20 protein-coding genes are annotated in these 18,395 nt (G+C 73.8%); 10 read left to right on the forward strand and 10 right to left on the reverse strand.

Annotated elements, in window-relative coordinates; all coding sequences use genetic code 11:
• The first annotated feature begins 83 nt into the window (after positions 1–83).
• The 3 genes from PV364_RS16030 (at position 84) to PV364_RS16040 (ending at position 2,350) form a co-directional block, all read left to right on the forward strand.
• Positions 84–1,037, forward strand: a complete 954-nt coding sequence (locus PV364_RS16030) for a cytochrome c oxidase assembly protein (protein WP_319660652.1) — start codon at positions 84–86, stop codon at positions 1,035–1,037.
• A 32-nt stretch (positions 1,038–1,069) separates the two neighbouring features.
• Positions 1,070–2,116 (forward strand): hypothetical protein, encoded by a 1,047-nt coding sequence (locus PV364_RS16035; RefSeq protein ID WP_319660653.1) that lies wholly within the window; start codon positions 1,070–1,072, stop codon positions 2,114–2,116.
• Between the two features lie 72 nt (positions 2,117–2,188).
• Complete coding sequence (locus tag PV364_RS16040; RefSeq protein WP_319660654.1) at positions 2,189–2,350, forward strand: hypothetical protein; 162 nt, start codon at positions 2,189–2,191, stop codon at positions 2,348–2,350.
• Positions 2,351–2,539: 189 nt separating this feature from the next.
• Here PV364_RS16040 and PV364_RS16045 read toward each other — a convergent pair whose 3' ends face one another.
• Positions 2,540–3,244: a TetR/AcrR family transcriptional regulator gene (locus PV364_RS16045; protein ID WP_319660655.1), complete on the reverse strand. Its 705-nt coding sequence runs from the start codon at positions 3,242–3,244 to the stop codon at positions 2,540–2,542.
• A 126-nt stretch (positions 3,245–3,370) separates the two neighbouring features.
• Here PV364_RS16045 and PV364_RS16050 point away from each other — a divergent pair, with 126 nt between their 5' ends.
• Positions 3,371–4,834: an MFS transporter gene (locus tag PV364_RS16050; protein WP_319660656.1), complete on the forward strand. Its 1,464-nt coding sequence runs from the start codon at positions 3,371–3,373 to the stop codon at positions 4,832–4,834.
• 26 nt (positions 4,835–4,860) lie between these two features.
• Here the strand turns inward: PV364_RS16050 and PV364_RS16055 are convergent, their stop codons facing one another.
• On the reverse strand, positions 4,861–6,057 hold the full coding sequence (locus tag PV364_RS16055; RefSeq protein ID WP_319660657.1) for a S1 family peptidase: 1,197 nt from the start codon (positions 6,055–6,057) through the stop codon (positions 4,861–4,863).
• A 273-nt stretch (positions 6,058–6,330) separates the two neighbouring features.
• Between PV364_RS16055 and PV364_RS16060 the strand changes: the two genes are divergently transcribed.
• The 4 genes from PV364_RS16060 to PV364_RS16075 all read left to right on the forward strand — a co-directional run bounded on the left by PV364_RS16060 (position 6,331) and on the right by PV364_RS16075 (position 9,440).
• Positions 6,331–7,056: a lysophospholipid acyltransferase family protein gene (locus PV364_RS16060; RefSeq protein ID WP_319660658.1), complete on the forward strand. Its 726-nt coding sequence runs from the start codon at positions 6,331–6,333 to the stop codon at positions 7,054–7,056.
• Between the two features lie 93 nt (positions 7,057–7,149).
• Entirely contained in the window at positions 7,150–8,253 is a 1,104-nt protein-coding gene (locus tag PV364_RS16065) for an NAD-dependent epimerase/dehydratase family protein (protein WP_319660659.1), read from the forward strand.
• Positions 8,250–9,077: a TIGR02452 family protein gene (locus PV364_RS16070; RefSeq protein ID WP_319660660.1), complete on the forward strand. Its 828-nt coding sequence runs from the start codon at positions 8,250–8,252 to the stop codon at positions 9,075–9,077. The genes PV364_RS16065 and PV364_RS16070 overlap by 4 nt, the downstream gene beginning before the upstream one ends.
• A 9-nt stretch (positions 9,078–9,086) precedes the next feature.
• On the forward strand, positions 9,087–9,440 hold the full coding sequence (locus tag PV364_RS16075) for a cupin domain-containing protein (protein WP_319660661.1): 354 nt from the start codon (positions 9,087–9,089) through the stop codon (positions 9,438–9,440).
• Between the two features lie 78 nt (positions 9,441–9,518).
• Here the strand turns inward: PV364_RS16075 and PV364_RS16080 are convergent, their stop codons facing one another.
• Entirely contained in the window at positions 9,519–11,111 is a 1,593-nt protein-coding gene (locus PV364_RS16080) for an alpha/beta hydrolase (protein WP_319660662.1), read from the reverse strand.
• Between the two features lie 107 nt (positions 11,112–11,218).
• Positions 11,219–11,983, reverse strand: coding sequence for a glutamine amidotransferase-related protein (locus PV364_RS16085; RefSeq protein ID WP_319660663.1), 765 nt, complete (start codon positions 11,981–11,983; stop codon positions 11,219–11,221).
• A gap of 77 nt (positions 11,984–12,060) precedes the next feature.
• On the opposite strand from PV364_RS16085, the gene PV364_RS16090 reads away from it, so the two are divergent.
• Together PV364_RS16090 and PV364_RS16095 are read left to right on the forward strand one after the other, a co-directional pair.
• Positions 12,061–12,969, forward strand: a complete 909-nt coding sequence (locus tag PV364_RS16090; protein WP_319660664.1) for a LysR family transcriptional regulator — start codon at positions 12,061–12,063, stop codon at positions 12,967–12,969.
• 292 nt (positions 12,970–13,261) lie between these two features.
• Positions 13,262–13,579, forward strand: coding sequence for an antibiotic biosynthesis monooxygenase family protein (locus tag PV364_RS16095; protein WP_319660665.1), 318 nt, complete (start codon positions 13,262–13,264; stop codon positions 13,577–13,579).
• 91 nt (positions 13,580–13,670) lie between these two features.
• Here PV364_RS16095 and PV364_RS16100 read toward each other — a convergent pair whose 3' ends face one another.
• Genes PV364_RS16100 through PV364_RS16125 form a run of 6 tightly spaced genes read right to left on the reverse strand, consistent with a single transcriptional unit; the run spans position 13,671 to position 18,387 of the window.
• Complete coding sequence (locus PV364_RS16100) at positions 13,671–14,114, reverse strand: type II toxin-antitoxin system PemK/MazF family toxin (RefSeq protein WP_319660749.1); 444 nt, start codon at positions 14,112–14,114, stop codon at positions 13,671–13,673.
• 5 nt (positions 14,115–14,119) lie between these two features.
• Positions 14,120–14,881 (reverse strand): urease accessory protein UreD, encoded by a 762-nt coding sequence (locus tag PV364_RS16105; protein WP_319660666.1) that lies wholly within the window; start codon positions 14,879–14,881, stop codon positions 14,120–14,122.
• Positions 14,878–15,579 (reverse strand): urease accessory protein UreG, encoded by a 702-nt coding sequence (gene ureG, locus PV364_RS16110; protein ID WP_319660667.1) that lies wholly within the window; start codon positions 15,577–15,579, stop codon positions 14,878–14,880. Before ureG ends, PV364_RS16105 begins: the two co-directional genes overlap by 4 nt.
• Positions 15,580–15,588: 9 nt before the next feature.
• Entirely contained in the window at positions 15,589–16,353 is a 765-nt protein-coding gene (locus PV364_RS16115; RefSeq protein WP_319660668.1) for an urease accessory protein UreF, read from the reverse strand.
• A gap of 8 nt (positions 16,354–16,361) precedes the next feature.
• Positions 16,362–18,083, reverse strand: coding sequence for an urease subunit alpha (locus PV364_RS16120; protein WP_319660669.1), 1,722 nt, complete (start codon positions 18,081–18,083; stop codon positions 16,362–16,364).
• A complete protein-coding gene (locus PV364_RS16125) occupies positions 18,076–18,387 on the reverse strand; it encodes an urease subunit beta (protein WP_319660670.1) in 312 nt (103 codons plus the stop codon). The genes PV364_RS16120 and PV364_RS16125 overlap by 8 nt, the downstream gene beginning before the upstream one ends.
• Positions 18,388–18,395 lie beyond the last annotated feature (8 nt).

Genomic DNA, 18,395 nt, shown 5'->3' on the forward strand with positions numbered 1-18,395 from the left:
AGTCTGGTGCGGGCGCACCCGCCCCAACCGGCACATTGCCGACGGCGCGGTGCGTGCGGACGGGCACGACAGGAGAGTGACGGATGGACCACGGCGGACACGGCATGATGACGGAGCTCCCGCCGTTCACTCTCGGCAGGGGACTCGCCTTCAGCGGGGACGCGTTCTTCCTCGTCGGCTGCCTGCTGGCGCTGGGCCTGTACGGCGCCGCCGTCGTACGCCTGCGCAGCCGCGGCGACCGCTGGCCGGTCGGACGCGTCGTCGCCTTCACCTGCGGTGTGCTGTCCATCGGGTTGGCCATGTGCACCGCGCTGAACGACTACGGCATGGTCATGTTCAGCGTCCACATGGTGCAGCACATGGTCCTCTCGATGGTCGCCCCGATCCTGCTGCTGCTCGGCGCCCCGGTGACCCTGGCGCTGCGCGCTCTGCCCGCGGCCGCGCGCGGCCGCAAGGGACCGCGCGAGCTTCTGGTCGCGGTGCTGCACAGCCGCTACATGCAGGTGGTCACGCATCCGGCGTTCACCATCCCGCTGTTCATCGCGAGCCTGTACGGGCTCTACTTCACCCCGCTGTTCGACACCCTGATGGGCAGCCGGGCCGGGCACATCGCGATGATGGTGCACTTCCTCGCCGTCGGCCTGGTCTTCTTCTGGCCGATCATGGGTGTCGACCCCGGACCGCACCGGCCGGGGTACGTGATGCGGATGCTGGAACTGTTCGCGGGCATGCCCTTCCACGCGTTCTTCGGCATCGCGCTGATGATGGCCTCCGAGCCCATGATCCGCACCTTCCAGCACCCGTCGGCCTCCCTGGGGATCGACGCCCTCGACGACCAGACCGCCGCCGGCGGCATCGCCTGGGCGTTCAGCGAGATCCCCTCGGTCCTCGTGCTGGTGGCGCTGCTGATCCAGTGGTACACCTCGGAACAGCGGCACGCCCGCCGCAAGGACCGTGCGGCGGACCGCGACGGTGACGCGGAACTGGCCGCGTACAACGCCTACTTGGCATCCTTGGAGGCGCGGGGTCGCGGCTGACCGGGGCCGCCCGCCGCGAAGGGAGGCCCTCGATGGGCGACCAGGTACGGATATCGGGCGACGCGCTGCTCCTGCCAGGCGGTGTGACGGTGCGCTTCATGCGCACGCTGCGCCTGCCCGAGACGGGCACGCACCCGCTGCCACCAGGGCTCGGCACCTTCCCGTTGCGCCGCGTCGCGGACTTCCCGGACCGGGCGCCCGAGCAGTGGCTCGCGCGCGGCGGCGTCATGCTGCCGGTCTACCAGCGCGAGGCGATGTGGCTGAGCTTCTCGGCCGCCGCACCGGCCGCGCTGCAGGTGGGCGTCGGCAAGGTCTGCGCGGTGTCGGGCGCGCCGTGGAGCGACCGGCTCACGCAGAACCCGCAGAACTATGTGGTGCTGCCGCGCCAGCCGTGGCTGGACGGCATCAACTCCGGCTCCGGCACGATCCGGCAGTTCGTGGCCGTGCCGCTCGGCCTCGGCGCGACCGTCGAGGGCCAGGTCACCGGTGAGGAGGTCTGGGGCGGCGTGCAGCTCCAGGTCTCCGAGCTCCGCGAGGATCGGCTGGCGGCCTGGCACGCGGAGCAGCGGCGCGGGGACGGCATGCCCCGGGCGGCCTTCGGCGGGTACGGCGGTCCCGCGGGCGCGATGCCGATGGCGCCGATGGCGGCCCCCGCCCCCGGTGCGGCGCCCTCCGGACGGACGCGCGGGCCGGCGCGGTCCGCCCCCGCGATGGGGCTGGGCGCCGGCGGGCGGATGCGGCAGGAGGTCTACCGCGACGACCGCAAGCCCTCCGACTGGCGGGACGAGCCGTCGGGCCGGATCTACGTCCATCTGACGACGGCTCCCGAGTGGCGCCGCATCACCGGCGAGGCACCGCCGCCGTCCCCGGTGAACCGGGCGGCGTACACGGCGGCCGGGCTCCCGTGGTTCGACTACTACGACGCCGACGCGGAGGACCTGGCGGCCCCCGACACCCTCACCCGGGTGAAGCCGGTCGGGGACTGGCTGGGCGAGGACGAGTCGCCCTGGGTGCCCCCGGTGCCGGGACAGGTGCAACAGCTCAAGGGTGACGGATCGGTCACGGACGGCGACTGGTAGCGCCCCGGGGCCCTGCGGGGCGACCATGGTGTCCGGGCCGCCGCCGTACGCCGCCCGGGGAGGAGGGCCTCGATGCCCGCACCTGCGAAGGCGATGATCGCGCTCACGGTGGCCTGCCTGGTCGCCGTGACCGCGTACACGGTGGCCCTCGGGCCGAACGGCTGGCTCTGGTTCGCCTGGGTCGTGCTCGGCCTCGCGACGATCGGCACGTTCGCGATCCGCACACCCCGCTGACTCCCCCTCCCCCAGGGGCTCCGGGGCGGTGGCCGGCGCCCGCCGGAGGCGTCCCGGCTCACGACCCGGCCGCCCGCCCCGACCTGGAGGGGTCACCCGACGAGGCTTCGGCGCACTGCGCGATGCCCCGGCCGGCGAACGCGTCGTCCCGTCCCGCGGATCCACCGGGCCGCGACCGGGCGGCCGCGGTCAGCCCGTCGCGTGCCGGGCGAGGCCGGAGACGAGGAGGTCGAGGCCGAACTCGAAGCGCTCGTCGCCCTCGCTGCGGGTCAGCGCGTCGACCATGCCCGTGATGTGCGGGAACCGATCGGACGGCAGTGCGGCGAAGTACTCGCGGGCGCGGGCCACCTGCTCCTCCAGGCTCACCTCGGACGCGCCGAAGCCCTGCGCGCGCTGCGCGTCCTCCACGGCGGTCGCGGTGATGAAGAGCGCCAGGGCGTCCACCCCGTAGGAGCAGACCCGGTCGGACAGTCCGCCGGCCTTGAGGATCCCGAGCATGGCCTCGGCGTTGAGCAGGGCGTTGGGGCCGGAGGGGATGCCCTGGCCCAGGGCGGCCCGGGACAGGTCGCGGTGGGTGACGAGGACCCGGCGGCCTTCGCGGGCCATCTCCTTGACCTGCTCCTGCCACCGCTCGGGATCCGGCTCCGGGCGGGTCACATCGGTCTGGATGCGGTCCAGGAGGAGCTCCAGCAGCTCCTCCTTGTTGGCGACGTGCGCGTAGAGCGAGGCGGCGCCGGTGTCCAGTTCCTGAGCGACGCGGCGCATGCTCAGCGCGTCCAGGCCCTCGGCGTCGACGATCCGCAGGGCGGCGGTGACGATCGCCTCCTGGCTGAGCGTGCGGCGGGTGGCCTTCTTGCGCTCGGGACGCCAGGGCGGGGCGGGGACCGATGTCACGGGCTGCGTACCTCCGGGAGCTGAACACGAACAGCGTACTTGACACGAACGGCGTTCGTCTTCTAGAACACTGTTCGTTCCGAACGAACACTGTTCGCCCCGTGCACCGAACCGGAGGCCCCTCCCGTGAGCACCGAAGCATCAGCGTCCCTCTCCCCGCCGACGCCTGCGGCCGCCCCCTCCGGCGGCCACCCCCTGCGCAAGCTCGGCCTCGCCATAGTCCTGGCCGTCGAGATCATGGATCTGCTCGACGCCACGATCGTCGGCGTCGCCTCGCCCTCGATCCGCGCGGACTTCGGCGGCAGCTCCACACAGATCCAGTGGATCACCGCCGCCTACACCCTCACGTTCTCCGTACTGATGATCACCGGGGCACGGCTGGGCGACATCGTCGGCCGCCGCCGGATGTTCCTGGTCGGACTCGCCGGGTTCACGGTCTGCTCCGCGCTGTGCGCGGCGGCGGGCTCGGCCGGGATGCTCATCGGCGGACGGGCCGCGCAGGGGGTGTTCGCCGCGATGATGGTCCCGCAGGGCCTCGGCATCCTGCGCCAGATGTTCCCTCCGCAGGAGCAGGGCGCGGCCTTCGGCGCCTTCGGCCCGGTCATGGGACTGGCCGCGGTCGCCGGCCCGGTGCTCGGCGGCTTCCTCACCGACGCGGACCTGTTCGGCTCCGGCTGGCGCGCGGTCTTCCTGATCAACGTCCCGATCGGCGCCGTCGCCTTCGTCGCCGCGCTGCGCATCCTGCCCGAGGGCCGCGCGCCGCACGGGCCGCGGCTGGACCTGCCCGGGTCGGCGCTGGTCAGCCTCGGGGTGCTCCTGCTGGTGTATCCGCTGGTCCAGGGCCGCGACCTGGGCTGGCCGCTGTGGACCTACCTGTCGATGGCCGGCGCGGTCCCGGTCCTCTGGCTCTTCGTCCGCTACCAGCGGCGACTGGTGGCCCGCGGCGGATCACCGCTGGTCGAGCCGGGTCTGTTCCGGCACCGCGGCTTCAGTGCCGCGCTCGTCGTGGGCATCGTCTTCTTCGCCGCGATCAGCGGGCTGATGCTCGTGCTCACCCTGCACCTGCAGGTGGGCCTGGGATACAGCGCCCTGCACGCGGGCGCCTCGATGATCCCCTGGTCCCTCGGCACCGTGATCGGCGCCGTTCTCTCCGGAGCGGTGCTGGGACCGAAGTACGGCCGGCTCACCATCCAGGCGGGCTTCGCGCTGTCCGCCGTCGCGGTGGCCGCACTCGCCCTCACCGTGCACCTCGCGGGCCACGGGGCGACCACCTGGCAACTGCTGCCCGCACTGCTGCTGAACGGCTTCGCGATGGGCCTGGTCATGGCGCCGTTCTTCGACATCGCCCTCGCCGACGTCGAGGAGCACGAGAACGGATCGGCCTCCGGTGTCCTCAACGCCGTTCAGCAGCTGGGCGGTTCGGTCGGTGTCGCGGTGCTCGGCACGGCCTTCTTCTCGTACGCGGCCGACGGGGACACCGTGGACGCCGCCCAGTGGACGGCGCTCATGGCGGCGGCGGCCTTCGTCGTCGCCCTGGTGGCCACCTTCCTGATGCCCCGCCGCGCCAGGGAGGGCGCGACGGGGCACTGACCGGGCGACGCCGGGCGTTCGGGTGGTCAGGCGGTGTGGAGGGTCAGTCCGTACCGGGACAGGATCGGGTTCACGGGCTGGAACCAGGTCTCACCCCCGGAGGAGCAGTTGCCCCAGCCGCCGGAGGTGACGCCCTGGGCCTGGTCACCGCTGATGAACGAGCCGCCGGAGTCGCCCGGTTCGGCGCACACGTTCGTCCTGGTCAGGCCGAACACGCTGCCCTGGCTGCAGTTCACGGTCTCGTTCCTCGCCAGGACCGTGCCGCGGGGCCAGTGGGTCGTGGACCCCGAGCGGCACACCGAGGCGCCCACCGGCGCCTCGGCGGAGCCGCGGACCAGGGCGTCGGGGACGGCTCCCCAGCCGAGCGCCACCGGGACCGTCCACCACCCGCTGCCGACGTCGACCCAACCGTAGTCGTTGCCGGGGAACGTCCCGCCCCGGAAGGCGCCGATGGAGGAGCCGTCCCATCCGGACACGGCCGCGCCGAGCTGGGCGCAGTGGCCCGCGGTCACGAAGCCGCCGTGGACGGAGAAGCCGATCGAGCAGCGGATGTTGTGGCTGTAGTAGGGGTCGCCGCCGACCGTGCCCGCCGCGAGGGTCACCGGGGCCCGGCCGGCCGGCCGGACCGAGGTGACGACGGCGTACGGCGCGGCCCGGCGGGCCCGGGCCACGAAGGCCTCGGTGGCGGCGACGCGCTCCGCTCCGGCGCGGACGTCGACCACGACGCGGTTGGCGCGCGGGTCGACCCGCCACCCCGTCACCCCGGACGGAGCGGCCTTCGCCCTGGCCGCACGGTCCAGGCCGGCCTTCACCGCGTCGAGTTCGCCCGCGGTGTGCCGGACGAGCCGGGCCGCCGCCCCGGTGCCGCGCACGGCTTCGGCCCCGCGGGTACCCACGACCGCGACGACCGGCCGTCCGCTGTCCGCGTCGTACCAGGAACCGCCGTACGCGGCGCCGGCCGCGCGCCGGGCGGTCGGCTCCAGCCGCGTCGCGGCGGCCTCGTCCCGGAGCCGTTCACGGGCCTGACCGCGGGTCAGCCCCAGGTCGCCCGCCACGACGCCGGCCAGTTCCGCCGCGGCGGGCGCCGTGACGCGGGCCGAGGTACCGGCCGCGGAGGCGGAGGCGGTCGAGGCGGCGGCCGAGAGCGAGGTGAGCGAGCCGCCCAGCCCGGCCAGTACGAGGAGGGCGGACAGACCCGTGCGCGCGCTGGTCCTGCGTCTCATGACAGGTCCCCTGACTGTGGTGGGAGGAAGGTCTGCAGGGGGTGCGGAGGGTGCGGAGGAATACCATGAGAGCGCTCTCACCGACGATGTCGCGGCGAACCCGGGGCCGACGATTAGTCATGTCCATACCAACTTCGGGCCACGCCGGCACGAGGGCCGCCCGCAACCGGTGACGGACGGCGAGGCGGGGACCTACACTGGCCGTCCCCGACACGCCTTCCGACGTGGCAGAACGCTGCCCCGAGGCCGAGCCGGACGGTTGGGAGTCGCACCGTGTTCTACTACGTGCTCAAGTACGTGCTCCTCGGCCCGCTCCTCAGGCTGCTGTTCCGCCCGAGGATCGAGGGCATGGAGAACATCCCGGAGGAGGGGGCGGCGATCGTCGCCGGGAACCACCTGTCGTTCTCCGACCACTTCCTGATGCCGGCGATCCTGCCGCGCCGCATCACCTTTCTCGCCAAAGCGGAGTACTTCACCGGCCCCGGCATCAAGGGCCGGCTGACCGCGGCGTTCTTCCGGAGCGCGGGGCAGATCCCGGTCGACCGCTCCGGCGGCAAGGCGGGCGAGTCGGCGATCCGGGAGGGGCTGAAGGTGCTGGCCAAGGACGAGTTGCTCGGCATCTACCCCGAGGGCACCCGCTCGCACGACGGACGCCTGTACAAGGGCAAGGTGGGCGTGGCGACGATGGCGCTGCGCGCGAAGGTCACGGTGATCCCGTGCGCGATGATCGGCACGTACGAGATCCAGCCCGCCGGACGCCGGCTGCCGCGCATCAAGCCGGTGACCATCCGCTTCGGCGAACCGCTGGAGTTCTCACGCTTCGAGGGGATGGACCACGAGCGCTTCGTGGTGCGCTCCGTGACCGACGAGATCATGTACGCCATCCTGGAACTGTCCGGCCAGGAGTACGTCGACCGCTACGCCGCGGACGTCAAGGCCGAGCAGCAGAGCCGGAATCCGGGGCGCGGCGTCGGTTCCCGGCTGCGGCGCGGCGCCTGAGCGGCCCCTCGCCGCGCGCCTTGCGCCCTCAGCGGATCCGCGCAGGGCGAACCCGCCTGGCCGGGGCCCCGGGCGGCCGCCTACCGTCGCCGCATGACGACGGGAAGCGCGTTCGTGATCGGGGCGACGGGACAGATCGGGCGGGCCGCGGTGCGCGCCCTCGCGGAGGACGGCTGGGAGGTGCGCGCGGCCTCCCGCGGGGGCGGCGGCGATGTGCCCTGGCCCGATGGCGTACGGCCCGTCACGGTGGACCGCGAGGACACCGCGGCACTGGCCTCGGCCCTCGGTGACGGCTGCGACGTGCTGCTGGACTGCGTGGCGTACGGGACGGAGCACGCACGCCAGTTGCTGGACCTGTCCGGACGGATCGGTTCCGCCGTCGTCGTCTCCAGCTGCTCGGTCTACGCCGACGACCGGGGCCGCAGCCTGCAGACCCAGGAGGAACCGGACGGCGCCCCGGTGCTGCCCGTCCCGATCCCCGAGACCCAGTCGCTCGTCCCCGCGGGGCCGCGCGACTACGCCACGCGCAAGGCCGCCCTCGAACGTGAACTCCTCGCGGCGGGCGACCGGCTGCCCACGACACTGGTGCGGGCGGGCGCCGTCCACGGCCCGCACGACCTGCGCCCGCGCGAGATGTATTTCGTCAAACGCGCCCTGGACAGGCGGCCGGTCATGATCATGGCCCACAACGGCGAGAGCCGCTTCCACCCGGTCCACACCGCCAATCTGGCCGAACTCGTCCGGCTGGCCGCCCGCCGTCCGGGCTCGCGCGTCCTCAACGCCGGTGATCCGTACGCCCCGACGGTCGCGGAGATCGCCGCCGCGATCGGCGCGCTGCTGGACCACGACGCCGAGACGGTCCTGGTGGACGGGCCGCCGCCGGCCCCGAACGTCGGCGACACCCCGTGGAGCGCGGCGCACCCCTTCGTCCTCGACATGGCGGCCGCCGCGCGCGAGCTCGGCTACCGGGCCGTGACGGGCTACGCGGAGTCGCTGCCGGCGACCGTGCAGGGCCTCGTGGCCCGGCTCGGCGACCGTGACTGGCGTGCCGCGTTCCCGGTGCTGGCCACCACCTACGACCGTTTCGGCGACCTCTTCGACTACGCGGCCGAGGACCGCTGGCTGGCGGAGGGAAAACCCCTCGCTCCCCGGACCGGCCCCCACTGGCCTTCGGCCGTGGGAAGCGATCGTTCATGAGCGCCCGGCTGCGGGCGATGGCCCGGGCGACGGAGGACGTCGTCGCCGCGGGCGGCTACCGCACGGCGCGGGGCACCGAGGTGTCGATCGGCGCGGCGGTGCGGCGTGCCGTCGCGGGCACCCGGGTCCTCGGGCCGGAGCCCGTCGACCCCGGTGCCGCACCGGTGCTCTCGGCGCCGACCGCCTTCGAGGTGACCGGCGAGGACAGCCTCCAGGCGGCCGGACGACTCGACCGCGAGGGCGCCGGTCCGGTCGCGGTCCTCAACTTCGCCTCGGCCCGCAATCCCGGCGGCGGCTATCTCAATGGCGCCCAGGCCCAGGAGGAGGCGCTGTGCCGCTCCTCGGCCCTGTACACGACGCTGCTCGCCGCGCGGGACTTCTACACCTGGCACCGCACCGACGGCAGTCCCTTCTACAGCGACCGCGTCGTCCACTCCCCCGCCGTCCCGGTGTTCCGGGACCCGCGCGGGGAGCTGCTGGAGGAACCGTTCGAGGTGGGCTTCCTCACCTGCGCGGCGCCCAATGCCGGGGTCGTCGAGCTCCGGGACCCGCCGGCCGCCGTCCGGCTGCCCGCCGCGATCGACGCGCGGGCCTGCCGGGTACTGGAGGTCGCGTCCGCCGGGGGATACCGGGCGCTGGTGCTGGGCGCGTGGGGCTGCGGGGTGTTCCGCAACGACCCGGTACGCGTCGCGGCGGCGTTCCGCGGCCTGCTGCATCCCGGCGGACGCTTCGCGGAGCGCTTCGACCGGGTCGTCTTCGCCGTTCTGGACCGGCAGCGGGACGCACCCACCCGCGCGGCCTTCGCCGCCGCGTTCCCCGGGTAGGGAGGAAGCATGGACAAACGCAACATCGACACCGTCATGGACGCCGTGGAGCAGAAGTGGCTCCCGCACGTCCTGGCCGAGGTCAACGACTACGACGTCAAGGTCGCCAACGTCGAGGGTGAATTCAGCGAGCACACCCACGCCGGCACCGACGAGTTCTTCCTCGTGCTGGCCGGCCGGCTGCACCTGGACCTGCCGGACGGCACGGTGACGCTCGGCCCGCACGAGGTGTTCACCGTGCCCAAGGGCGTTCCGCACCGGCCGCGCGCCGAGGAGGGCACCCGCATCCTGATGTTCGAGCCGCGCGGCACGGTCAACACCGGTGACGGCAACGAGGGCACGACGGGTGTGCGCCCGGCCTGACCCGCCCCCTGCCGAGGCAAACGGTCCCGGCCCCCCTCGACCGGGGGCCGGGACCGTTCGTGCGGGGTGGTGCCGGGGTCAGCCCGCGGCCGGCACCGGCGCCGCGTGCGGGGTGCACGTGACGTCGTGGCGGTCCAGCGCGCCACTGACGAAGTAGCCGGTCACCCGGTCGTTGATGCAGGGATTGACCAGACCGGTGACGCCGTGCGAGCCGGCGCCCTTCTCCGTGATCATGAGCGAGCCCTTGAGCCGCTGGTGCAGTTCGACGGCCCCGGGGTACGGGGTCGCCGCGTCACGGGTGCTCTGGACGATCAGGACGCGTGGCAGGCCGTGGCCGGTCCGCACCTCCACCGGGTTCTTCTGCGGGACTCCCCAGGTGGCGCACGGGAGGTTCAGCCATGCGTTGGCCCAGGTCAGGAACGGGTACCTGGCGTGCAGCCGGGTGTTGTCGCGGTCCCAGACGCGCCAGTCACGCGGCCACTTGGCGTCGGTGCACTCCACGGCCGTGTAGACCGCGTTGCCGTTCTCCGCCGCGGTGTTGCCCGCGGTGTCCGACAGGTCCGGGGCCGCCGCGTCGACCAGGGCCTGGGTGTCCCCGGCGAGGTACTTGCTCCAGACCCCGGCCACGGCCGCCCACGACGAGTCGTAGTACGGGGCGGACTGGAAGAGCCCGAGCAGTTCGTTCGGGCCGACGAGACCGCCGATGGGGTGGGCCTTGGCGGTGGCGCGCAGCCGCTCCCACTGCGCCTGGACCTTCGCCGGCGTGCTGCCGATGTGGTAGACGGAGTCGTACTTCGCGACCCACGCCTTCCAGTCGTCCCAGCGGCCCTGGAAGGCCACGTCCTGGTCGAGGTTGTTCTGGTACCAGATCTGGTCGCGGGCCGGGTTGACGACGCTGTCGACGACCATGCGGCGGACGTGCCCCGGGAAGAGCGTGGCGTACACGGCGCCGAGGTAGGTGCCGTAGGAGACGCCCAGGTAGTTGAGCTTTCGCTCGCCGAGCGCGGCGCGGATGACGTCGAGGTCCCGGGCGGTGTTGGGCGTGGTCATCTGGGAGAGCATGGCGGCGCCGGTGCGCTCCTTGCATCCCTCGGCGTACTCGGCCGCGAGCTTGCGCTGCGCCCGCTTGTCGGCCTCGCTGTCCGGGACCGGGTCGGCCTTGGGAGCCTTCACGTACTCCTGCGGGTCGACGCAGGAGATGGGCGCGGAGTGGCCGACGCCGCGCGGGTCGAAGCCCACGAAGTCGTACGCCTTGGCGGTGGCCGTCCAAATGGGGTTCTTGGCGGTGACGCGGAGCGGGAAGCGCATGCCGGAGCCGCCGGGGCCACCGGGGTTGTAGATCAGGGCGCCCTGCCGCTCGGCGGCGGTGCCGGTGTTGCCGATCCGGTCCACGGCGATCCGGATCGTCCTGCCGTTCGGCTTGGCGTAGTCGACCGGCACGGTGACCCAGCCGCACTGGACGGGGGCGGCGATGCCCCAGTCGGCGGGGCAGGCGGCCCAGTCGATGCCCGCCCTGGCGGCGCGCGCGGCGGCGACCCGCACACCGGCGTCCTCCGCGTTCACATGGTGGCCGTGGCCGGCGCCCCCGGCGACCGCGGTCTGCGGCGCGGCGGCGACCACGGTGCCGGCTATCAGGGCTCCGGTGAGCCCGAGCACGGCTGTGCGTCTCACGATGACGTCCCCCTGCTGTTGAGCCGCTTGTGGCGGCGCGAGCACAGAACTTCAGGGGGATCATTTCGCCCGCACGGCCGTCAGGAGAAGATCGTACGGGCGTATCTTTACCAAGCCGTATGCATGACGCGGCGGTTGACCGCGCGGGCGACGGCCGCCGCGGCGAAGGCCCGGACGAGGGGGTGCGGCACCGAGCCGTCCCCCGCCAGCTCCGGCTGGAAGAGGGTGGCCACATAGAAGGGGTGGCCCGGGAGTTCGGCGATCCGCGGCTCGCCCTCCGGGTCGTGACCGGTGAAGGCCAGCCCCCGGCCTGTGAGTTCGCCGAGCCGGTCGCGATTGAGTCCGAAGGAGCAGTGGTAGCGCTCGACGGTCCGCGTGGCGCCGAGCACCGCCTCGGTGCGCGAGCCGGGCGTGATCAGCAGCGGGCCCTCGTGCCCGGCCAGCGAGCAGGCGAGCGGCACGATCAACGCGTCGTCCCCCGCGTCCGGTTCGTTCTCGCCGTGCCGGGCGCCGGCGACGCCGCACACGTTCCGCGCGAACTCCAGCAGCGCGTGCTGGAATCCGGCGCAGGTGCCCAAGAACGGGATGCCCCGCTCGCGGGCGGTACGGATCGCGGCCAGGGCCCCGGCCTCGCTGCGGTACGGGCTGCCCGGCACCGTCCACACCGCGTCGAAGCCCTCGACACCGCCGGTCTCGCCTGCCGCCTCGACCTCCTCGGTGGGGATCCAGTAGGCGTCCAGGAGCAGCCCGTCGCGTGTCCGGAGCGCCTCGAGCAGCCGCGGGACGCGGCGGTGCGAACGCACGGACTCGGAGCGGTCGCCGACGAGGGCGAGACGGGCGGTGGCCTGCGGACGTCCGGTGGTCGAGGTCATGCGCACCATCGTCCGCACCCGTCCGCATCGCGTCCAACGATGATGTGCGCACGGCCGATCAGCGATACTGATCGGCCGTGGACCCTCATCTGCTGCGCACCTTCACCGAGGTGGTCCGGTGCGCCTCCTTCTCCGGCGCCGCGCGGGAGCTCGGCTACACCCAGTCCGCGGTCTCGCAACACATCGCCGCCCTGGAGGCCGATCTCGGGGTGGAGTTGCTGCGACGACGGCCGGTGACGCCGACGGAGGCGGGCGCCCGGCTGCTGGAACACGCCGAACCGCTGCTGCTGCGCCTGGCGGCGGCCCGCGCCGAGGTCACCCGCGTGTCAGGTGCCCCGGCGGCACGGATCACGGCCGGGGTCTCGGCACCCGCCATGGGGGGCCGTCTGGCGCGCGCCGTGGCCCGGCTGCGGGCGCAGCGGCCGCGTGCGGAGGTGACGCTGCGGGTCCTGGAACGGGCCGCGGTGGTGGCCGGCGTGACGGCCGGTGACCTGGACCTCGGCCTGGTGGACGGCGCCGCCGCGCCGAGCGATCCGCTGGGAATGCCGGGCGCCGGTGCCCTGCGGGCCGTGCGGTGCGCGGAGGAGGAGCTGGTCGTCGCCCTGGCCGCGGACCACCCGCTGGCCCGCCGGTCCGGACTGCGGCTGGCCGACCTCACCGACGCCCTGTGGGTGGACGCGCCCGCCGCGGCGGTGCCGCCCGCGGGACTCCACCCGGCGGCGGCCGGCGAGGGCTTCCGCACCGGCGTGCGCTACGAGGGGCCGGACGTGCGTGGGGTGCTCGACCTGGTACGGGCCGGGCTGGGTCCCGTACTGCTGCCCCGGTCGGCCGTGGCCGGCCGTCAGGGCGTCGTGGCGGTACCGCTGGCCGCACCGCGGCTGGTGCACCGCACCGAGCTCCTGCACCGCCGCGGGGGTCCCGGGGAGGCGGCGGGCGCACTCGCCGCACTGCTGACGGCGGCCGACCCGCCGGAGCCGACGGCCTGACGCCCCAAGGGCCCGCTCACCCGTTCGGCTCATCGGTTTTGCGCCGCCCGGGTGAGGGGGCCACAGTCGTGGGACGGCGGCATTCGGGGTGCCCGCGCCCCATGGGAGTCCGCTCATGGGAAACGCGGGGCAGGACACCCTCTCGCCACGTCACCGACCCGCCGGGGATCCGCGCCTCGCGGTCCCGGCCCGCCGGACCCGCCGCCGTCCCGCATCGTGGCCCGACGGCCGCGCAGAGTGAGCATCCGGCGAAGCAACAGCGTCCTCGTTGTCCCACGGGAGGTCGAGGGTCATGAGTACTTCACCGAAGACTTCACCCACGAAAACGCGCGTCGTCCTGCGCATCCAGCTGCACGAGGGCATGGGCGACCAGTATGCGGCGGCATACGACCTCGTGCACCACGACATCGCCAAGGCCGACGGGTACATCAGCTCCCAGCTGTGCAAGTCCGTCAAGGACCCCGACTGCTGGATCGTCACCAGCGAATGGGCGTCCATGGAGCAGTACCTCGCGTTCGTCGCGAGCGAGGAGTTCACGGCGCGTCGCGCCGGCATGCGCAAGTGCGTGCTGGAGCACGACTCCTCGCAGTACTCCGTCGTCGCGGAGTGATCCGCGGACGCTCCCGCGGACCGGCCACGCACGCGAGGGCCCCCGGGCGGCACGACCGCCCGGGGGCCCTCGTCTCGCGTCGCCGCCGGGCTCAGCGCCAGCGGTAGAGCTCCTTGAGCCGGTTCACGACGATGTTGAAACGGCCCCGGTCCAGGGCGCACGCCTCCCGGCGCATGCCCTCGTCGTGCACCCGCAGAACGCGGTCGACGTTGACCCAGGAGGCGCGGCCGGACTTGTCCCAGGGGCCGGAGCCGATGGGCACCCACTCCCGGTCGTCGTTGTGCTCCTTGCTGGAGAGCTGGACGGCGAGCAGGGTTCCGGCCGGCTCGCGGGCCACGACCAGGACCGGACGGTCCTTGCCGCGGCCGTCGTTCTCCTCGAACGGGACCCAGGTCCACACGATTTCCCCGGGGTCGGGGTCTCCGTCGTGGTCCGGGGAGTACTCGGTGCGGACGGGACCGACCTGCTCGGGCTCGGCCTCGGTGGTCGCGCCGGGGCCGTACCGGCCCGGGCTCTCGGTGTCATCGGTGTCTATCGAACTCACGGACCCACGCTAGCCGACAACAGCCGCCGCAGGGACAGCCCGTCCGCCGCCGCGGCGGTGAGCAGGGCGGCCGGCCCCGCCAGCGGGGTGAGCACGGCCTCGCCCCGCGCCGGGTCCGCCGCGAGGACGCGCGCGCTCACCGGCTTCTCCTCGAACGCCGGATCCACCACGAGCAGTTGACCCGCCGCCCGGTGCGTGTGCAGCACCGCCGGGCCGGACCACCCCGGCGCGCCGGGGCCGAAGGACAGTGCCTGGTCGAGCAGCGGGCGCCCGCCGACGCGTACGACCAGCCGGGAGACGAGCCGCCCGGGGCGCTCGCCCGCCCGGCCGAGGATCTGCTCCTCGCGCAGCACGAGCCGGGCACCGGGGGCGAGTTCGGCCGTGGTGGTCATGCGCAGGTCGCTGCCCTCGGCCGCGATGAGGGGCTCGGGCAGCCAGTGCAGTACGGCGTCCTCGCCGACGGTCAGCCGCACCTCGTAGTGGGCGGGCTCCCCGGACCGGCCGGGCAGGGACACCGTCGCCGCCGCGGCGTCCACGCGCAGCGCGGCGCCGGGCAGCACGGCCGCGTGGATCGCGAGGTGGTCGCCGCCGAGCGGCGCGCTCATCGCGCCGACGACGGTGACCCGGGCCGTGGCGCCCTCGGACGAGCGGGTGCGGCGCAGCGCGAGCGGGCCGTCCCCGACGAGTTCCGGCAGCGCGGTGCCGCCGCGGCTGTCGGGGGCGGCGGTGATCCGTGCGGTCGCGCGGACACCCGTCACGCCGGGACCGCGGTCCAGGCGGCGATGCGGGCGCGGATCCACTCGGCCACGGGGGCGACGCCGTCCTCCGCGACGAGTGACGTGAACACGACGGGCAGCTCACCGCGTTGCGCCTTCGCGTCGCGGGCCATCCGGTCCAGGTCGGAGCCGACGTAGCGGGCGAGGTCGGTCTTGTTGACCACGAGCAGGTCCGCGGTGGTCACTCCCGGTCCGCCCTTGCGCGGGATGTCGTCGCCGCCGGCCACGTCGATGACGAAGATCTGCGCGTCGACCAGGCCCTTGGAGAAGGTCGCGGTGAGGTTGTCGCCCCCGGACTCGACGAGCACGAGATCCAGCGGGCCGAGGCGTTCCTCCAGCTCCTCGACGGCTTCGAGGTTGGCGGAGATGTCGTCGCGGATCGCCGTGTGCGGGCAGGCACCGGTCTCCACGGCCGTGATCCGCTCGGGCGGCAGGACGGCGTTGCGGAGCAGGAAGTCGGCGTCCTCGCGGGTGTAGATGTCGTTGGTGACGACCGCGAGCGACAGCCGGTCGCGCAACGCCCGGCACAGCGCGGCCACCGTGGCGGTCTTGCCGGAGCCGACGGGGCCGCCGAGCCCGACGCGCAGCGCGCGGCGGCTGCCGTCGAGGCGGGTGACGGGGGTGGCGGGGGTGGTGTACGCGAAGCGCTCGGGGAACTCGTGGTCGTGGTCGAGATGCATGGTGGCGTCCTAGGAGGCGAAGAGGCGTACGGGCCAGGTGGCGTGCTGCTCGGCGTACACGTCGAGCAGCGGCGCGGACGCGGCGGGCAGCGCGCCGGTGCCCTCGGTCAGCGCGCGCCGCGCCGCGTCACCGGCCCGCCGCGCGACCTCGTCCAGGTCGGGGGCGAGCCGTGCGAGCACGGCGGTCACGGCGAACGGGTCCAGGCTCAGCAGGCGTACGGCGGCGGTCGCCGGTCCGGTCACGGACTCGTAGGCCGCCACGTGGGCGGCGTCCGGCGGGGTGAGGCCCGCGGCGCGGGCGGTCAGACCCAGGACGACGGGCTGGTGGGCGCCGCGGGGCCGGGCGGCGGCGAGCGCGTCGAGGGCCTCCGACGGCCAGGCCGCGCGGGCGGCCCGGGTGAGTTGCCGGCCGAGCCGGCGCGCGGTCGCGCGCAGCGCGGGCGACGGGGTGCGGGCGTCGGCGGCCTCGTCCAGTTCCAGCGGGTCGAGGCCGGCGGCCGCGGCGGCGGCCAGTGCCGCCGCGACCAGTCCTGCGGTGTGCAGCCGGCCCCGGCAGAAGGACTCCAGCGTGGCGGGGCAGCGGATACGGCCCGCCTTGACCGCGGCCTCCGCGCCGCCGGAGTGCGCGTGGCCACCGGCGGGGAAGCGGCCGTCGGCCAGCACCAGCAGTGCCGCCCGGGTCGCGGTGGCGACGGCACCGGTCGCCGTCGCCGTCGTCGTCGCCGTCGCTGTCGCTGTCGTCGTGGTCGTGGTCGTGGTCGAAATCGCGGTCATGGCCGCGCTCAGAAGAGGAAGTAGCGCTGGGCCATGGGGAGTTCCACGGCCGGGGCGGGCTCGACGACGTCGCCGTCGATACGGACGGTGAAGGTGTCGGGATCGACCTCGACCCGGGGCATGGCGTCGTTCTCGCGCATGTCGGCCTTGGTGATCCGGCGCGTGTTGCGGATGGCGACGAACTCCTTGGCCAGGCCGAGCCGTTCCGGCAGGCCGTCCTCCAGCGCCGTGTCGGTGGTGAAGTTCACGGAGTTCAGGCCGGGTGCCCGACCGAGCGCACCGAACATCGGACGGGGCAGGACCGGTTGGGGGGTCGGGATGGAGGCGTTGGCGTCGCCCATCTGCGCGTAGGCGATCTGGCCGCCCTTGATCACCAGTTGGGGTTTGACGCCGAAGAACGCGGGGTCCCACAGGACGAGGTCGGCGAGCTTGCCGGGCTCCACGGAGCCGATCTCGCCGTCGAGGCCCTGGGCGACCGCCGGGTTGATCGTGTATTTGGCGACATATCGACGTGCACGGAGGTTGTCGGCACGCCCGTCACCGGGCAGCGCACCGCGCCGCTTCTTCATCACGTGGGCGGTCTGCCAGGTCCGCAGCACCACCTCGCCGACCCGCCCCATCGCCTGCGAGTCCGAGGAGATGATCGAGATCGCGCCCAGGTCGTGCAGGAAGTCCTCGGCCGCGATGGTGCCGGGCCGGATCCGGGACTCGGCGAAGGCGAGGTCCTCCGGCACCGAGGGGTTGAGGTGGTGACAGACCATCAGCATGTCGAGGTGCTCCTCGACGGTGTTGACGGTGTGCGGCCGGGTCGGGTTCGTGGACGAGGGCAGCACGTTGGGGTGCGCCACCACCGTCATGATGTCCGGCGCGTGCCCGCCGCCCGCTCCCTCGGTGTGGTACGCGTGGATGCCGCGCCCGGCGATCGCGGCCAGGGTGTCCTCGACGAATCCGGCCTCGTTCAGCGTGTCGGTGTGCAGCGCGAGCTGGGCGCCGGTGGCCTCGCACACCGTGAGGCAGGCGTCGATCGCCGCCGGGGTCGCACCCCAGTCCTCGTGGATCTTGAAGCCGAGCGCGCCGCCGCGCAGCTGGGAGCGCATCGCCTCCTGCGAGACGGTGTTGCCCTTGCCCAGCAGGCCGATGTTGACCGGGTAGTGCTCCAGCGCGGCGAACATCCGGGCCAGGTGCCAGGGCCCCGGGGTGATCGTGGTCGCCTTGGTGCCCTCGGCGGGGCCGGTCCCCCCGCCGACGAGGGTGGTGATCCCCGAGGCGAGGGCCTCGTCGGCGATCGTCGGGGAGATGAAGTGGACGTGGGCGTCGATGGCGCCCGCGGTCACGATCCTGCCGTTGCCGGCGATGATCTCGGTCTCCGGGCCGATGACCAGGTCCGGGTGCACCCCGTCCATGGTCTCCGGGTTGCCGGCCTTGCCGATCGCGGCGATGCGGCCGTCCCGGATGCCGATGTCGGCCTTGACCACGCCCCAGTGGTCGAGGATCAGCGCCCCGGTGACGACGGTGTCGGGGGTGCCCTCGGCGCGCGTGGCCCGGGACTGCCCCATCGACTCGCGGATCACCTTGCCGCCGCCGAAGACGACCTCGTCCCCGGAGTTGCCGGGCCCGCCGGACAGGTCCCTCTCCACCTCGATCAGCAGATCGGTGTCGGCGAGCCGCACCCGGTCACCGGTGGTCGGCCCGAACAGGTCCGCGTAGACGGCGCGGGAGAGCTCAGCCATCGAGGGCACCTCCGGTCTCGCCGCGCAGTCCCCCGACCACACGCGCGCCGCCGATCGGCACGAGGTCCACCTCCACGGGGATGCCCGGTTCGAAGCGCACCGCGGTGCCGGCCGCGACGGCCAGCCGTTTGCCGCGGGCGGCGGCGCGGTCGAAGCGCAGTCCCGGGTTGGCCTCGGCGAAGTGGTAGTGGGAGCCGACCTGGACCGGGCGGTCGGCGGCGTTGAGCACGACCAGGCGGGTCACCGGCCGGCCCGCGTTGGGCTCGACCGGTTCGTCGCCGTAAAGGATCTCTCCGGGGATCACGCGGGCCC

It is taken from the genome of Streptomyces sp. MI02-7b, from assembly GCF_033793585.1.
Taxonomy (GTDB): domain Bacteria; phylum Actinomycetota; class Actinomycetes; order Streptomycetales; family Streptomycetaceae; genus Actinacidiphila.

Excerpts from the sequence above, each read along its gene's own strand:
- PV364_RS16030 (WP_319660652.1), top strand. The coding sequence starts at position 84 with ATGGACCACGGCGGACACGGCATGATGACGGAGCTCCCGCCGTTCACT.
- PV364_RS16035 (WP_319660653.1), top strand. The coding sequence starts at position 1,070 with ATGGGCGACCAGGTACGGATATCGGGCGACGCGCTGCTCCTGCCAGGC.
- PV364_RS16040 (WP_319660654.1), top strand. The coding sequence starts at position 2,189 with ATGCCCGCACCTGCGAAGGCGATGATCGCGCTCACGGTGGCCTGCCTG.
- PV364_RS16055 (WP_319660657.1), bottom strand. The coding sequence starts at position 6,057 with ATGAGACGCAGGACCAGCGCGCGCACGGGTCTGTCCGCCCTCCTCGTA.
- PV364_RS16065 (WP_319660659.1), top strand. The coding sequence starts at position 7,150 with ATGACGACGGGAAGCGCGTTCGTGATCGGGGCGACGGGACAGATCGGG.
- PV364_RS16070 (WP_319660660.1), top strand. The coding sequence starts at position 8,250 with ATGAGCGCCCGGCTGCGGGCGATGGCCCGGGCGACGGAGGACGTCGTC.
- PV364_RS16075 (WP_319660661.1), top strand. The coding sequence starts at position 9,087 with ATGGACAAACGCAACATCGACACCGTCATGGACGCCGTGGAGCAGAAG.
- PV364_RS16085 (WP_319660663.1), bottom strand. The coding sequence starts at position 11,983 with ATGACCTCGACCACCGGACGTCCGCAGGCCACCGCCCGTCTCGCCCTC.
- PV364_RS16095 (WP_319660665.1), top strand. The coding sequence starts at position 13,262 with ATGAGTACTTCACCGAAGACTTCACCCACGAAAACGCGCGTCGTCCTG.
- ureG (WP_319660667.1), bottom strand. The coding sequence starts at position 15,579 with ATGCATCTCGACCACGACCACGAGTTCCCCGAGCGCTTCGCGTACACC.
- PV364_RS16115 (WP_319660668.1), bottom strand. The coding sequence starts at position 16,353 with ATGACCGCGATTTCGACCACGACCACGACCACGACGACAGCGACAGCG.
- PV364_RS16120 (WP_319660669.1), bottom strand. The coding sequence starts at position 18,083 with ATGGCTGAGCTCTCCCGCGCCGTCTACGCGGACCTGTTCGGGCCGACC.